At 68.2% G+C, this 13,989-nt stretch carries 14 protein-coding genes and 2 pseudogenes; 8 read left to right on the plus strand and 8 right to left on the minus strand.

Translation table 11 applies throughout. The features are described from left to right. A complete protein-coding gene (gene greB / locus RCF34_RS05670; protein ID WP_308707271.1) occupies positions 1-504 on the plus strand; it encodes a transcription elongation factor GreB in 504 nt (167 codons plus the stop codon). Positions 505-616: 112 nt separating this feature from the next. Continuing rightward, positions 617-1,747, plus strand: coding sequence for a GGDEF domain-containing protein (locus RCF34_RS05675; RefSeq protein ID WP_308707272.1), 1,131 nt, complete (start codon positions 617-619; stop codon positions 1,745-1,747). On the opposite strand, the gene RCF34_RS05680 is transcribed toward RCF34_RS05675, so the two are convergent. Then, positions 1,731-2,036: a hypothetical protein gene (locus tag RCF34_RS05680; protein WP_308707273.1), complete on the minus strand. Its 306-nt coding sequence runs from the start codon at positions 2,034-2,036 to the stop codon at positions 1,731-1,733. The two genes, RCF34_RS05675 and RCF34_RS05680, sit on opposite strands and share 17 nt — an antisense overlap. A 153-nt stretch (positions 2,037-2,189) precedes the next feature. After that, a complete protein-coding gene (locus RCF34_RS05685) occupies positions 2,190-3,620 on the minus strand; it encodes a transglycosylase SLT domain-containing protein (RefSeq protein WP_308707274.1) in 1,431 nt (476 codons plus the stop codon). A 229-nt stretch (positions 3,621-3,849) separates the two neighbouring features. Between RCF34_RS05685 and RCF34_RS05690 the strand changes: the two genes are divergently transcribed. The 4 genes and pseudogenes from RCF34_RS05690 to RCF34_RS05700 all read left to right on the plus strand — a co-directional run bounded on the left by RCF34_RS05690 (position 3,850) and on the right by RCF34_RS05700 (position 6,370). Next, the gene (locus RCF34_RS05690) at positions 3,850-4,680 is read left to right on the plus strand and encodes a TatD family hydrolase (protein WP_308707275.1); all 831 of its coding nucleotides are present in this window, start codon (positions 3,850-3,852) and stop codon (positions 4,678-4,680) included. A gap of 403 nt (positions 4,681-5,083) precedes the next feature. Further along, positions 5,084-5,251 (plus strand): annotated as a pseudogene (locus RCF34_RS22950) (HAMP domain-containing protein); the annotation flags it as partial. Positions 5,252-5,584: 333 nt separating this feature from the next. After that, positions 5,585-6,115, plus strand: a pseudogene (locus tag RCF34_RS22955) (methyl-accepting chemotaxis protein); the annotation flags it as partial. A 75-nt stretch (positions 6,116-6,190) separates the two neighbouring features. Then, positions 6,191-6,370 (plus strand): hypothetical protein, encoded by a 180-nt coding sequence (locus RCF34_RS05700; RefSeq protein WP_308707277.1) that lies wholly within the window; start codon positions 6,191-6,193, stop codon positions 6,368-6,370. On the opposite strand, the gene RCF34_RS05705 is transcribed toward RCF34_RS05700, so the two are convergent. The 5 genes from RCF34_RS05705 to RCF34_RS05725 form a co-directional block, all read right to left on the minus strand. Next, positions 6,352-8,361, minus strand: a complete 2,010-nt coding sequence (locus RCF34_RS05705) for a DUF3488 and transglutaminase-like domain-containing protein (RefSeq protein ID WP_308707278.1) — start codon at positions 8,359-8,361, stop codon at positions 6,352-6,354. The two genes, RCF34_RS05700 and RCF34_RS05705, sit on opposite strands and share 19 nt — an antisense overlap. Next, the gene (locus RCF34_RS05710; protein ID WP_374941145.1) at positions 8,358-9,341 is read right to left on the minus strand and encodes a DUF58 domain-containing protein; all 984 of its coding nucleotides are present in this window, start codon (positions 9,339-9,341) and stop codon (positions 8,358-8,360) included. The genes RCF34_RS05705 and RCF34_RS05710 overlap by 4 nt, the downstream gene beginning before the upstream one ends. Beyond that, positions 9,311-10,228 carry an AAA family ATPase gene (locus RCF34_RS05715; RefSeq protein ID WP_308707280.1) on the minus strand — a complete coding sequence of 306 codons (918 nt, stop codon included), beginning with the start codon at positions 10,226-10,228 and terminating at the stop codon, positions 9,311-9,313. Before RCF34_RS05715 ends, RCF34_RS05710 begins: the two co-directional genes overlap by 31 nt. A gap of 102 nt (positions 10,229-10,330) precedes the next feature. Continuing rightward, positions 10,331-11,029 (minus strand): orotidine-5'-phosphate decarboxylase, encoded by a 699-nt coding sequence (gene pyrF / locus RCF34_RS05720; RefSeq protein ID WP_308707281.1) that lies wholly within the window; start codon positions 11,027-11,029, stop codon positions 10,331-10,333. A 90-nt stretch (positions 11,030-11,119) separates the two neighbouring features. Continuing rightward, positions 11,120-11,995, minus strand: a complete 876-nt coding sequence (locus RCF34_RS05725; protein WP_308707282.1) for a LysR family transcriptional regulator — start codon at positions 11,993-11,995, stop codon at positions 11,120-11,122. Between the two features lie 82 nt (positions 11,996-12,077). Here RCF34_RS05725 and RCF34_RS05730 point away from each other — a divergent pair, with 82 nt between their 5' ends. After that, a complete protein-coding gene (locus RCF34_RS05730; protein WP_308707283.1) occupies positions 12,078-12,533 on the plus strand; it encodes a multidrug/biocide efflux PACE transporter in 456 nt (151 codons plus the stop codon). 48 nt (positions 12,534-12,581) lie between these two features. Continuing rightward, positions 12,582-12,749 (plus strand): DUF2897 family protein, encoded by a 168-nt coding sequence (locus RCF34_RS05735; protein ID WP_017641898.1) that lies wholly within the window; start codon positions 12,582-12,584, stop codon positions 12,747-12,749. Between the two features lie 62 nt (positions 12,750-12,811). Here the strand turns inward: RCF34_RS05735 and RCF34_RS05740 are convergent, their stop codons facing one another. Next, a complete protein-coding gene (locus RCF34_RS05740) occupies positions 12,812-13,921 on the minus strand; it encodes a Gfo/Idh/MocA family oxidoreductase (RefSeq protein WP_308707284.1) in 1,110 nt (369 codons plus the stop codon). Between the last annotated feature and the right edge of the window lie 68 nt (positions 13,922-13,989).

Raw genomic sequence — 13,989 nt, forward strand, 5'->3', positions numbered from 1 at the left:
ATGAGTCGTTACCGTCCGCCCCGCACCGCCGGCACGCCCCTGATCACCGCGGCCGGCGAAGCCCGGTTGCGCGCCGAACTCCACGAACTGTGGAACGTGCGCCGGCCCCAGGTCACCCAGGCGGTGAGCGAGGCGGCCGCCCTGGGCGATCGCTCGGAAAACGCCGAATACATCTACGGCAAGAAGATGCTGCGCGAGATCGACAGCCGGGTGCGCTTCCTGCGCAAGCGCTTGGAGAATCTCAAGGTGATCCGCGAGCGACCGGCCGATCCGGGCAAGGTCTATTTCGGTGCCTGGGTCACCCTGGAAGACGACGAGGGCGCCGAGAAGCGCTATCGCATCGTCGGCCCGGACGAACTGGACCTCCGCCAGAACCTCATCAGCATCGACTCGCCCCTGGCGCGGGCGCTGGTGGGCAAGGCGCTGGACGCGGAGGTCCGCCTGCAGACGCCGGCCGGCGAACAGCGCTGGTACATCGTCGAGATCGAATACGTCGATGACTGATCGCGCTAACCGGCACCTTTGCCCGAAAAACGTGATATGTATCACATGAATAAGGCAAATTTGCGGCGACTTCGGCGGAGGACCGCCACCTTCCCGAGCAAGGATTCGCTGCATGAGAGCGCCGACGCTCTACGCCCTACCCACCAGCCGCAGCTTGCGCTGGCTCGTTACCCGTCGCGACTCGGTCGACGAGGACCTGCTGCGGCAGCTGCTGGCCGGCCTGTTCTCCTCGCGGGGTGCCATGTTCGTCGGTGCCCTGAACAGTCTGCTGATCAGCTGGACCTGCGCCTTCCTGCATCCCACCCCGTTGTTCATCGGCTGGATGATTCTCGATACCCTGATCTGGATAACCCGCCTGGTGCTGCTGCACTGCATCCAGCTTATGGACGGCTTGGCGCCGCCGCTGCTCAGCGAAGTCTCACTGGTACTCGGGCTACTCTGGACGGCCATCCTGGGCCTGGGCACGGCCGCCTGCGTGCTCAGTGGCGATGTGGTGCTGCAGGTGCTGGGCTGCACCTCGGCAGTGGCCATGAACGGTGCCATCACCATGCGCAACCAGGGCATCCCGCGCTATGCCTTCTTGCAGATCCTGCTGACCGATGTCCCGATGAAACTGGCCACCCTGTTCCAGCCCGAGCCCATGCTGCGGCTGTTCCTGCTACAGGCACCGCTCTATCTGATGGGCAACTGGATACTGCTGGACAAGCTCAACCGCACCCTGGTGCGCGCGCTGACGGCCGAGGCGGATAGCCGCTGGCATGCCACTCACGACAGCCTGACCGGACTCTACAATCGCGCGGGCATTCTCGCGCTGCTCGAAGGCGCCCTGCACCGGCCTCGTTCATGGCCTGGGCGCGTGGCGGTCTTCTATATCGACCTGGACGACTTCAAGGGCGTGAACGACGCCCAGGGCCATGCCGCCGGCGATCGTCTGCTGCAAACCTGCGGCGAGGTGTTGACCCTGAGCGTGCGGCAGAGCGATGTCGCCGGACGCCTGGGCGGCGACGAGTTCCTGCTGGTGATGCAGGACGCCACCGAAGAGGGGGCTCGGGATCTGGCGCAGCGCATCCTCGGACGGTTGGTGCCACGCGGCACGAGCGTGAGCCTCGGCATCGCCCTGCAACGGGCCACGGAAGACAGCCCAGCCCTGCTGGCGCGAGCCGACCAGGCGCTCTACACCGCCAAACTGGCCGGCAAGGGGGGGGTCAGGCTGGCGGACACCCGCGCTAGCGGCGGCGGGTGATCACGCCTTGCCGCGCCACCCGGGTCAATTCCCGCACCAAGGGTTCGAGACCGGCCTGCCCGGGCGACTGCACCACGGCGAAGTCGAAGCTGTCGTCGCCGAAGCCGCGCAGCTGTTCGGCCCGGTCGGCGAAGCGGATCTGCAGGGTGCGGCTGTGCGGCCAGCGCCTGGGCCAGCCTTCGAGATAACGCAGGAGGGTGGGCTGATCGGGACCGCCGAGCAGGATGGCGGGATGACAGGCGAGCTTGCCCTGGGTAAGGGGGGTAAGGCGTAGCGGGAGCGGTAGCATGGACGAAATTCCGCCTCGTGGATCCAGCTGGGCGGTAGTACGAGGCCTGTTCCGTCCAGCGCTTTAGCGGTATTTGTAAGCGCCCCGCAAGTTGCTGTTTAAATCGGCGCGGGATCATCCTAGGGAGGGCTCGGCCGCCCTGTCAAGCGGGCTTCAACCGTCCTCGCGTCGGGTCGCCCTGGCGCCTGTCGCCGCTACGGCCGGCGCTTCCAGCCGGGCCCGTTCGCGACTGAAGGCCACCCGGTACTTGTTGACGCTGGCCACGTAGTTGACCACCCCGATACCCACCTCCTCGGCGGCGATGCGCTCGACCTGGAAGAACCAGCGATCGCCGTCCAGCCCCTGCTTGCGCGCCTTGGCCCTGAGCGCCTGGACGCGCTCCGGCCCCAGGTTGTAGGCCGCCAGGGTAAAGGCGCGGCGCTCGCGCTCGGCGAGCCGCGGACTGGAGAAGAACTCGCGGCGCAGGCGCGCCAGATAGCGGGTGGCGGCCTTGACGTTGTCCTCGGCGGAATGCAGGTCGCGCACCCCGACGCTGCGCGCCGCCCGTGGGGTGATCTGCAGCAGCCCCGCAGCGCGGCCGGCGCCGCGGGCATGGGGATCGAGGCCGGATTCCTTGTAGGCCATGGCAGCCAGGGTCAGCCAGTCGAAGTCGTAGGCCTTGGCATAGCGCTGCAGCAACGGTCGCACCCGGGCCAGGCGCTTGCGGTCATGGGCCTGCAGCGGATCGCGCACCTGATAGCGGCGCGCGTAGGCCTGGCGAAAGGCCTTGTCGTCGTCGCGCGCCTGGGGTTGCCGGGCGAAGGCCCGTATCCGCTCGGTGAGCTGGTGCGCCGGGGCACGCAGATACCAGAGCTGCGCCTGGTCATGGGCCACCACCACCCGATCGGCTACCCGCAGGCGCGGCAGCACCCGCGCCCAACGATGGGCCAGGCCGGATTCGACGACGCTGAGCGGATAGATGCCGGCCTGGGTCAGCTCCAGGACGTCTTCCACCGCCAGGGTCGGATCGGCCCACTCAATCTGCACCGGCCGCAATCTGCGCTTCTCCAGCTGGATGTTGAGCCGTTCCAGGGCCGGGCCGGCGGCGCTACCCTGAGGCAGCACCACCCGGCGCCCGGCCAGTTGTTCCAGGTGGCGGGGCAGGCGCTGGCCGCGTCCGCCCACCACCACCAGGCTGGCGGGCGCCGCCACCGATGCGGCGATCAGGGCCGAATGCGGCGGCGGCAGCAGGGTTTCACCCGGCGCCACCAGATCGCCCTCGCCTCTTTGCAGCGCCGCCAGGAGGTCGTCCTTGGCCTTGGGCACGAAGACCAGGCGCAGCGGCCGGCCTCCGGGCTGCTGCCGCAGGTAGCGGGCGAAGGCCTCCAGGCGCCGATACTCGATACCGAGCGCCTGGCCGTTCCATTCGCCGGAGCTGTGGCGACTCTGGTTGACCAGGACGCGTAATTCGCCGCCCCGCTCGATGGCGCTCAGGTCGCGGGCCGCGACATGGCGTGGTGCCTCGGGTGGCAGGACGCCGAGCCGCGCCTGGGCGGAACCGGCGAGCAGGCAGCCGAGGATGGCAAGGGTGAATCGAAGCGGCATCCAGGACTCCTGACCTGGCCGGGACAGCGCCGATAGCACCCGGACGACGGATAGAATGAAGGATAAAGTCCTAGAGTCTGTTCATAATCTGCTGCGTCGGCCCAACTGCGTTGAAAACGCCTGCGGAATGCTCATTCACATTGAGTAAATTCCGCTTCCTCAGGCCTTTTCGCCTTGTTTGGCTCTAGCTCGCGAGATTCTGAACAGACTCTAATCGAAGGTCCGCACCATGCAATTGATCGACATCGGCGTCAACCTCACCCATCCCAGTCTGCTCAAGGAGGTGGACGCGGTGATCGAGCGGGCCCAGGCCGCCGGTGTGATGCAATTGGTGCTGACCGGCACCACCCTCGAAGACAGCGAGAACGCCCTCAATCTCTGCCTGCGCCTGGATGCGGGTGAAGCCCTGTTCAGCACCGCGGGCGTCCATCCCCACGAAGCCTCGACCTGGAACGCGGCCGCCGCCAGGACCCTGCGTGACCTGGCCAGCCAGCCAAAGGTGCGGGCCCTGGGCGAATGCGGCCTGGACTTCAATCGCGACTTCACCCCGCGACCGCAGCAGGAGCGCTGCTTCGAGGAGCAGCTGGCCCTGGCCGCCGAATTGCGCCGCCCGGTGTTTCTCCACGAGCGCGACGCCAGCGAGCGGATGCTGGCGATCCTGCGCGACTATCGCGACCATCTGCCGGCCGCCGTGGTGCACTGCTTCACCGGCGAACGCAAGGCGCTCTACGGCTACCTGGATCTCGACCTGCACCTGGGCATCACCGGCTGGATCTGCGACGAGCGCCGCGGCCTGCACCTGCACGAGCTGGTCGGGCAGATCCCGGTCGGTCGGCTGATGCTGGAAACCGATGCCCCCTACCTGCTGCCGCGCACCCTCAGACCCAAGCCGCGCCATGGCCACAACGAGCCGGCCTTTCTCCCGGAGATCCTGTGCACCGTGGCGCGCCTGCGCAACGAAACGCCCGAGCAGACCGCCCTGCACACCACCGCCACCGCCCGTGCCTTCTTCGGGCTGCCGGAGATCGCCGAGCCAGAGCGGGTCGAGGAATACGACTAGGCACGGAGCGCCGCTGCGCTAAAGTCGCGCAGGCATGGGCCGTTAACCTCAGGGCTTGTTCCGTGGCGTCACCCTCCTCCCTGCAGGACGTTGACGCCAGTCAAGATCCGGGTCGCGCCGGCCTGCCAGGCTATGCGGCCCCGCCGACTGGATGCCCCCTATGTTTGCCTGGCTGCGCGATATTTCCCTCAAGTACAAATTCTGGGCGGTCAACGCCGTCGCCTTCGTCACCAGCCTCTTGCTGGTGCTGTTCGCCATGCAGCTGGAAGTCTCCGGCCGCGCCGAGCAGCTCAAGGCGCTCAAGGCCGTCGTGGGTGAGGCGGCTACCACCCTGAGCGCCCCGACCTTCGGCGACATCTTCCTGGCCCGGGCGCCGGAATACGCCCTGGCCGTCGGCGTGCTGATGCTGGTGCTGCTGGTGGCCTCGCAGCTCCTGATCCGCTTCATCCTCGGCAATCTGCAACGCCTCAAGGACACCATGCTGCGGGTGGAGCGCGACGGCGACCTCACCGCCCGGGTCGAGGTGCGCGGACGCGACGAGGTCGGGCAGATGACCCAGGCCTTCAACGCCATGCAGGACAGCTACACCCGCGTCGTCGGTACGGTGGCTGCCAGCGCCTCACGCCTGGACGAAGGCGCCGGCCGCCTGGCCAGCGGCATGCAGGGCGTTCGTGGCGGCATGCACGATCAGCAGCACGAGACTGACCAGGCGGCCACCGCGATCAACGAGATGAGCGCCACCGTGCAGCAGATCGCCGAGCACGCCGCCGGCACCCGCGACCAGTCCCAGGAGGCCGATCGCCTGGCCGGCGCCGGTCAGCAGGCGGTGGAGCGCGTCAGCCATTCCATCGCCGATCTCTCCCAGGGCGTGCAGCAGACCGCGGTGATGATCCAGGAGCTGGCCGAGAACAGCGAGCGCATCACCAGCGTGGTCAACGTCATCCACGGCATCGCCGAGCAGACCAATCTCCTGGCGCTCAACGCCGCCATCGAGGCGGCCCGTGCCGGCGAGGCCGGCCGTGGCTTCGCCGTGGTGGCCGACGAGGTGCGCAACCTGGCCAAGCGCGTCCAGGGTTCCACCGACGAGATCACCCGCATGGTCGACGGTCTCCAGGCCGGTACCCGCGATGCCGTGGAATTCATGCGCGAGAGTTCGCTCAAGGCCGACGACTGCGTGGTCCAGGCCGACGCCGCCGGGCAGGCCCTGGCCGACATCACCGCCGCCGTGACCCTGATGCGCGACAGCAACACCCAGATCGCCGTGGCCGCGGAGCAGCAGGCCCAGGTGGCGGAAGAGATGAGCAGGTCGGTTGTAGGCATCCGCGATGTCACGGAAAGGACCATGCTGCTCACGCAGGAGTCGGCCAGCACCAGCACCGAACTGGCCGCCCTCGCAGGAACCCTGAATCAGGCGATCCGCCAGTTGCGCCTATAGCCTCCATAGCGAGAGCGCATTCGCGCGGTTGCCCGACAGGCGGCAAGATGCCCGCACGTTTTTCGGAGAACCGCCATGCGCTCGGTCACCCACCTCACTTCCGCCGTGCTGTTGTCGCTGGGCCTGGGCTGCATCGCCCAGGCTCTGGGCAACCCGCATCCGCAACCGCTGATCCTGGCGGCCATCGTCTGCCTGGTGGCCTTCGCCCTGCAGGAACCCGACACCCTCCCCGTGCCTCAGTCGCTGCGCGCCTGAGGCTCACGCAGCTGGCGTTTCAACGCTTTCAGCGCCCTCGATAGCGCCGCCGGGTCCGCTGGCCGACCGGCATAGCGCTGTGCCTGGAATTCCGCGGAGAATGCCGTTATCGCCGCGCGTGCCGCCGGCAATTCGGCCATGGCGCGCCCGGCGAAGCGGCCGGCGGGCTCGCCGCTTCGCCGCTTCACCCCCTGGCGCGCCAGCAGGCGCTCGAACTGGCCGAAGCGCGTCAGCAGGGGATCCCGCGTCCGCCGCCAGGGCTTGAGCACCAGCAGCGCGGTCATTCCGAGCATTGCCAGCACCAGCAGCGCCAGGAGCAACCCCAGCCGTTGCAGCGAGCCCTCGCCCAGCAGCCGCTTGAACAGTTCACCCTGGGTGTCTTCCTGGTAGTTGAGCACCCAGCGCTGCCAGCCGTAGTTGATGCGGTCCCAGCCCAGACGCAGCTCATTGAGCCAGGCCAGGTTGCGATAGCGATTGGCGGCGAAGGGATTGTCGGCGAGGAATTCATTGGCTGCGCCCTGAGCTGCCAGGGCCTCCTGCAAGCCGCGCTCGATCCGCTCGGGCGCCACCTGGGCGGTGGGATCGACGCTGATCCAACCGCGCCCTGGCAGCCAGTATTCCACCCAGGCATGGGCATCGAATTGCTGCACCAGCAGATAGCCGCCCGCGGCATTGAATTCACCGCCCTGGTAGCCCGCCACCACCCGCGCGGGGATGCCCGCCACCCGCAGGGCGAAGGTCATGGCGCCGGCATAGTGGGCGCAAAAACCGCGGTGGTTATCGAAGAGAAAGGCATCGATGGCATCGACGCTCGCCGTGGGCGGCTGCAGGGTATAGACGAAGGGCTGCTGGCGAAAATAGGCCAGGATCGCCTGGGCCAGGGCCTCGGGCGTCGACGTGCGCGCCTTGAGCCCGGCCACCCAGGCCCGGGTGCGCGGTTCGCCGCCGCTGGGCAGCTGCAGCGCGCGACGCTGGCTGGAGGCGGACAGCCGCTCCGGCTCGCGGGTTGCCTGGGGCCAGCTGGCTACCTGGTAGAGCAGCGCCTGGTCCACCGGGCGGCGGCGCTGCAGATGGAAGTCGCTGGCCAAGCGCACGTCGCGCTGATCGCTGCGCGCCACATCCAGGCCATAGAGCCAGGGCCTACCGCTCGGCTCCATGACCACCTGATAGTCCAGTCGGGGTCCGCTCGGCGTCCAGGCCGGTTCCGGACTCCACGCCGTATCGGGATCCACCGACCAGCGCGCGCCATCGAAGCGCTCGTAGGTGGTGGCCCGCCAGTAGAGGTCGCGCTGCGCCGGCCGGTCGCCGGCGAAGCTGACGCGGAACACTCGCTCGGCGGATTGCGAGAGCTGGGCGATCTCCCCCGGCGCCATGCTGTCGCCCAGTCCGGTGCGCGCCTGGTCGCCCGGTTGCGGCAGCGACCACAGCGGACCGATGCGCGGAAACACCAGGAACAGCAGCAGCATCAGGGGCACCGCCTGCAGCAGCAGGGTGCCGGCGACCTTCAACGTCGCCAGCGGCCGACTGGCCAGGGCGCTCTGCTGCAGGCCGATCAGCGCCGCCACCAGGGCGGTCACCGGCAGCAGGCTGTAGAGCGCGGCGAGCAGGCCGTCCTCGAACAGGTAGGCGATCACCACCGCGAAGAAACCCAGGTAGATCACCACCAGGGCATCGCGGCGGCTGTGCATCTCGATCAGCTTGAGGGCGAAGGTCACCAGCAGCAGCACGGCACCGGCGTCCAGGCCGATGAAGGAGCCGCGCGACAGCCAGATGCCGCCCATGGTCAGCAGCAGCAGGCCGCCCTTCTCGATCCGCGTCGGTGCCCGCACCTGCATGCGGAACAGCAGCACCCGCCAGCCGGCGCAAAAGCCCCAGAGCAACCCGACCCAGGGCGGCAGATGGGTGAGGTGTGGCAGGATCACCAGGGCCTGGGCCACCAGCAGCCAGATCAGGGCGATACGCGGAATGGCTTGCGGCACGGCGGTGCTCATATCGGCCGTCCGCACAGGGCCAGGGCCTGCAACGCCGCGTCACGATGGGCTTCGCCGGTGGCGGGCGCCAGCTCCACCCCGGGCAGCCGCAGGCCGAAGCGCAGTTGACGCGTGGTGCAGTCCAGCACCGCCTGGCACAGCCAGGACAGCCGGGTCTCGGTGTCGCCATCGAGTACGCTGAAATCCAGCCAGAGTTCGCTACCGGCCAGGGCGGTGAAGTCCTTGACCAGCAGGCCCTGCCCCCGGGAAAAGGCCTTCCAGTCCAGCCGCCGGCGCGAATCGCCGGGCTGATAGGGCCGCAGACCCTGGAAGTCGTCGGCGCCCTGCCCCGCCTGGCGCTGGCCTTCGTCGCCTCCGGCATCCTGGCCGCTGCGCAGCGGCGTCGTGGTCGCCAGTGGCTGCGGATAGACCAGGGCGCGCACGTCCAGGTCCAGCCAGCTCCAGGCGACGAACAGGCCGAGGGGAAAACGGCTTTCCACCCGGAGTCGCCCGGGCCTCAGCCAGCCGCGGCTCGGCGCCGGGTGAAAGATCTGCAAGGTGACGCTCTCCTTCACTGGCACGTCGCTGAGCACCAGGGGTTCGTTACGCCAACCCAGGGCGATGCCCTGGTGCGCGCGGCCACTGCTCTCCAGGCGCACGCGAAAACCGGCGGCCTCCCCGGCGAACACCGGGCTGGCGCCGCCGCCGACCAGATGCAGACCGGCCAGGTTGCGATAGGTGTGCAGCATGGCCACCAGCGCCAGCGAAAACAGCAGGAAGGTCAGGCCATAGGCCAGGCTGCTCTGGTAGTTGATGCCGGCCAGCAGCATCAGCAGCAGGGCGATGGCGAAGGCGCCACCCTGGCGGGTGGGCAGGATGAAGATGCGCCGCTGATCGAGGATGATGCGATTGGCCGGCGGAATCCGCCGCGCCAGCCAGCCGTCTCGATAGCGCTGCCAGGCGCCGCCGGTCACAGCGCCGGGACTTCGCGCAGCAGCCACTGCACCAGGGCGCCACCCCCATGCCCGGCGGGATCGGCGATGTCGCGCAGGCGATGCCCGGCCACCGCCGGCAGCACCGTCTGGACGTCCTCGGGCAGCACATGGTCGCGCCCCGCCAGCAGCGCCCAGGCCCGCGCCGCGGCCAACAGCGCCAGGCTGCCGCGAGGCGACAGGCCGAGGGCGAAGGACGTCTGGGTGCGGGTGGCTTCCACCAGGCGCAGCACATAGTCCACCACCGCCTCGCTGGCATGGATGCGCGGCACCTCGGCCTGGATCAGCCGCAGCTGGGCGTGATCCAGCAGGGGCTCAAGGCGCGGCAGCTGCTCGCGCCCGGAACCGCCGAGCAGCAGCGCCCGCTCGGCGGCGCGCCCGGGATAGCCGAGCGACAGGCGCATCAGGAAGCGATCGAGCTGGGATTCCGGCAGGGCGAAGGTGCCGCCCTGGGAGATGGGATTCTGGGTGGCGATGACGAAGAAGGGATCGGGCAAGGGTCGGGTGGCGCCCTCGATGGTCACCTGCCCCTCCTCCATGGCTTCCAGCAGCGCGCTCTGGCTCTTGGGCGTCGCGCGATTGATCTCGTCGGCCAGCAGCAACTCGGCGAACACCGGCCCGGCATGGAAGACGAACTGCCCACTGTCGCGATCGAACACCGAGGTGCCGAGGATATCGCCGGGCAAGAGGTCGGAGGTGAACTGGATGCGCTGGAAGGACAGCCCCAGCACCTTGGCCAGGGCATGGCTGAGGGTGGTCTTGCCCATGCCGGGCAGGTCCTCGATCAGCAGGTGTCCCCGCGCCAGCAGGCAGGCCAGTGCCAGCCTGACCTGGGTTTCCTTGCCCAACAAAACGCCGTCTACCGCCTTGAGACAGGCGTTCAACCTATCGTGCATGCCCTGAGGTCTCTCGCCTTGCGCCGACGCGAGAAGGCGTCGGCCTGCAGAACGAGAATAGCAGCACCTTTTACCGGCAGCCTCGCCCCGGAGGTTTAACGCTTATTTCAGGGTGGCGAGGATGTCTTCCACGGCGCGGGCCGGATCGGCGGCGCGCGCGATGGGCCGGCCGATCACCAGGTAGTCGGAGCCGGCGTCCAGGGCTTCGCGCGGGGTGAGGATGCGGCGCTGGTCGTCCAGGGCACTGCCGGCCGGACGGATGCCGGGGGTGACCAGTTGCAGCGCCGGTTGCGCGGCCTTGAGCGCCGAGGCCTCCTGGGCCGAGCAGACCAGGCCGTCCAGGCCGGCGCGAGCGGCCAGACCGGCCAGGCGCAGGACCTGCTCCTGGGGATCCACGTCCAGGCCGATGTCGGCCAGGTCCTCGCGCTCCATGCTGGTCAGCACGGTGACACCGATCAGCAGCGGCTTGGGCCCTTGGAAGGCCTCCAGGGTCTCGCGACAGGCGGTCATCATGCGCAGGCCACCCGAGCAGTGGACATTGACCATCCAGACGCCCATCTCCGCCGCAGCCCTGACCGCCATGGCGGTGGTGTTGGGGATGTCGTGGAATTTCAGGTCGAGGAAGACTTCGAAGCCGCGCGTGCGCAGGGCTTCCACCACCCCGGCGGCGCTGGCGGTGAACAGCTCCTTGCCGACCTTGACCCGGCAGGTGGCGGGATCGAGGCGATCGGCCAGCGCCAGGGCGGCGGACGACGAAGGGAAATCCAGGGCGACGATGATGGGAGACTGGCAGGCGGACATGGGAGCTCTCGGCAAAACGGCAAAGGCCGGCATTTTCGCAGAAAAGCGCCGCGCCGGCACTTGGCCGCTGTCTGCCCGCGCTCCCCTCCTTCAACTCGGCTTGAGCAATCGCTCGCGCAGCCAGTTGCCCGCCGGCCCCAGCGGTCGCCGCCGCGACCAGACCACGTCCACCGCCACTCGCTGCGGCCAGCCAGGGACGGCCAGTTCCACCAACCGTCCCTGGCCAAAGGTCGCCACCAGCCACAACGGTAGCTCGGCCCAGCCGAACCCCTGCACCGCCATCTCCAACAGCAGCAGATAGTCGGGCGCCGACCAGCAACGCCCGCGGGTGTCCGGCAGGCGGCTGACCTGCTGGGAGGCTTCGGTCACGGTGCTCAGGCGCAGCAGCCGATAGGGTGCCAGGTCGTCCGGTGTGACCCGCTCCAGCGTCGCCAACGGATGATCGGCGGCGACATAGAGGCCGAAGGTGACCAGGCCATCCAGGGTGGCCGCCTCGATGTCCGCCGGATAGGGTGGCTGACCGGCCAGCAGGCCCAGATCCGCGCGCCCCTGCACCAGGCTGAGCACATCGGCGTCCTCGGCGATCAGGCATTCGAATTCGAGATCCGGATAGCGCTGGTCCAGCTCCGTCAGCAGCGCCTCATAACGGGTGGGCTGATAGGTATCGGAAATCACCAGGGTCAGGCGTGGCTCCACCCCGGCCGCCAGTTGGGTGGCGCGATTGGCCAGGCGGTCATGGGCCGACAGCACGGCGCGGGCCTGGTCGAGCAGTTGCTCACCGGCAGCCGTCAGTACCGGGTAGCGGCCCTGGCGATCGAACAGGGCCACCCCCAGTTCGTCCTCCAGCCGGGCGATGCTCTCGCTGATACTGGACTGCCGCTTGCCCAGCACCCGGGCCGCCGCACTGAAGGAGCCTGTCGCGGCCGCCTCGACGAACGCCTCGAGGGCTTCGGCGTTAGGATACATATCGGGTCAGCCTATGGATTCCATTTTGATCTCCCCAGCTTAACCGATGAGACTAAGGACCTGTCCACTAGGGAGTCGCCCCATGTCCGTCCCGTTCACCCAGCGTCCCGCCAGTGCCCGCGTGCTGCACGCCCTGCTGTTCGAAGGCCTCGCCGTGCTGCTCGCCACCCCGACCCTGGCCTGGCTGCTGGATCGCTCCCTCGGCCATATGAGCCTGCTCACCGCCGCCTTTTCCGCCATCGCCATGCTCTGGAACCTGGTGTTCAACCTGGGTTTCGATCGCCTGCAAGAGCGCCTGGGCTTCACCCGTGGCCTGGGTGTGCGGCTGCTGCACGCCCTCGGCTTCGAGGGCGGCTTGATCCTGGTGCTGGTGCCGCTGGCCGCCTGGTGGCTGTCCATCGGCCTCTGGCAGGCGCTGCTGCTGGACCTGGGGCTGATCCTGTTCTTCCTGCCCTATACCCTGGCCTTCAACTGGCTCTACGACCTGGGTTACGCCGCCTGGCGCAGACGCACGAATGCGACCTGCCGGGCGCACTGACAGGCTCTGCCGTGGTCGAAGCGCTATAGCCACTCAAGGAGAAGAAAGATGCCCTGGTATGCCTGGTTGATCCTGCTGGTCGCCATCGGCTCGGTGGTCGGCAGCCTGCTCATGCTCAAGGACACGGCCCGCAAGGTGCCCTTGACCGACGAACAGAAATCCAAGATCCGGCAGCGCAATGCCGAGATGGATGCCAAGGAGGCCCAGGACCGCTGAACGCGCAGCCCGGGTCCCCAGACGAAGCCCTGTCGCACCCAGTGCGACAGGGCTTCGCCGTCTCAGGATTCCAGGGGTGCCTTGGTGTTGACGTACTCCGGCACCTCCGCCAGTGGCAGGCTGCGCACCTGCTCGCGGGTCGGGCCCTGGCGCTTGGGTAGCGGCTCCAGGGATTGCGGTTGACCGCTTTCCAGGGCGCGCTCGATGGCCGCCAGCACGCGCACGTCGCGCCAACCCTCCTCCCCGTCCATCTCCGGCTGGCGACCCTCGAGGATGCAATCGGAGAAGTAGGCCGTCTCGCCGCCGAAGTGATCCACCACCGGGGCCTTGAATTCCTCTGTCTCCCCGTCCACGGTCAGGCGATAGCCGATGGCGACGCCTTCACCGAAACCGAAGCACGGCGACGCCTCGATCTCGCCCTTGCGGCCCACCAGTTGGAAACGCTCGGTGTTGGGGCCGCTGAAACTGACGGTAAAGCTCGCCAGCCGCTCCTCGGGAAAGCGTAGGGTCACGGTCACGGCATCCCAGGTGGTGATGTCGCGCCCGGGTGTCTGTATCCCGACGGCACTGACTTCGATGGGCTCGTCACCAAAGAGCGCCCGCACGGCATTGACTGGATAGGGCCCCATGTCGGTGACCGGGCCGGCCCAGAAGCCGCTCTGGGCTCTATGGTTGGCGGTGTCGACCGGCTGGGTGAAGGTCGAGGTGAACAGGCGCGGATCGCCGATCTCGCCCTTGCGCACCCGCTCGATCATTTCCACCGTGCCCGGCTCGCAGTGCAGTCGATAGGCGATCATCAATTTGGCCCCGGAGCGCGCGGCCGCAGCGTTGATCGCCTGGCATTCTTCCTCGCTGATCGCCATGGGTTTTTCCAGCAGGACGTGGATGCCGGCGTCCAACGCCGGTACGGCGAATTCGAGATGGCGGAAATTGGGCGTGGCCAGGTAGATCGCATCGATCTCCCCGGAAGACAGCAGCGCCGGGAATTCTTCGTAGGTGTAGCTCTTGAGGCCGTACTTGGCGGCTAGATCCCGCGCCTTGACGGGATCGCCGGTGACCAGAGCGGTCATCTCGGAATTGCTGGTCTGGCCGACCCCGGGCATGAAAGCGCCCTGGGAAATCCAGCCACCGCCTACCACCGCATAACGAATCTTGCCTGTCGCACTGGGCATGGAACGCTCCCGAATCCAGGCGGACGTTGTGTCCACCACCGGAACTGTCGGCAAGCGTTGCGGCGATG

The organism is Pseudomonas sp. 102515 (genome assembly GCF_031085165.1).
GTDB lineage: Bacteria > Pseudomonadota > Gammaproteobacteria > Pseudomonadales > Pseudomonadaceae > Chryseomonas.

Bases quoted from the DNA above. Each gene is read 5' to 3' on its own strand.
- greB (WP_308707271.1), top strand. From the start codon at position 1: ATGAGTCGTTACCGTCCGCCCCGCACCGCCGGCACGCCCCTGATCACC.
- RCF34_RS05675 (WP_308707272.1), top strand. From the start codon at position 617: ATGAGAGCGCCGACGCTCTACGCCCTACCCACCAGCCGCAGCTTGCGC.
- RCF34_RS05680 (WP_308707273.1), bottom strand. From the start codon at position 2,036: ATGCTACCGCTCCCGCTACGCCTTACCCCCCTTACCCAGGGCAAGCTC.
- RCF34_RS05685 (WP_308707274.1), bottom strand. From the start codon at position 3,620: ATGCCGCTTCGATTCACCCTTGCCATCCTCGGCTGCCTGCTCGCCGGT.
- RCF34_RS05690 (WP_308707275.1), top strand. From the start codon at position 3,850: ATGCAATTGATCGACATCGGCGTCAACCTCACCCATCCCAGTCTGCTC.
- RCF34_RS05700 (WP_308707277.1), top strand. From the start codon at position 6,191: ATGCGCTCGGTCACCCACCTCACTTCCGCCGTGCTGTTGTCGCTGGGC.
- RCF34_RS05705 (WP_308707278.1), bottom strand. From the start codon at position 8,361: ATGAGCACCGCCGTGCCGCAAGCCATTCCGCGTATCGCCCTGATCTGG.
- RCF34_RS05715 (WP_308707280.1), bottom strand. From the start codon at position 10,228: ATGCACGATAGGTTGAACGCCTGTCTCAAGGCGGTAGACGGCGTTTTG.
- pyrF (WP_308707281.1), bottom strand. From the start codon at position 11,029: ATGTCCGCCTGCCAGTCTCCCATCATCGTCGCCCTGGATTTCCCTTCG.
- RCF34_RS05725 (WP_308707282.1), bottom strand. From the start codon at position 11,995: ATGTATCCTAACGCCGAAGCCCTCGAGGCGTTCGTCGAGGCGGCCGCG.
- RCF34_RS05730 (WP_308707283.1), top strand. From the start codon at position 12,078: ATGTCCGTCCCGTTCACCCAGCGTCCCGCCAGTGCCCGCGTGCTGCAC.
- RCF34_RS05735 (WP_017641898.1), top strand. From the start codon at position 12,582: ATGCCCTGGTATGCCTGGTTGATCCTGCTGGTCGCCATCGGCTCGGTG.
- RCF34_RS05740 (WP_308707284.1), bottom strand. From the start codon at position 13,921: ATGCCCAGTGCGACAGGCAAGATTCGTTATGCGGTGGTAGGCGGTGGC.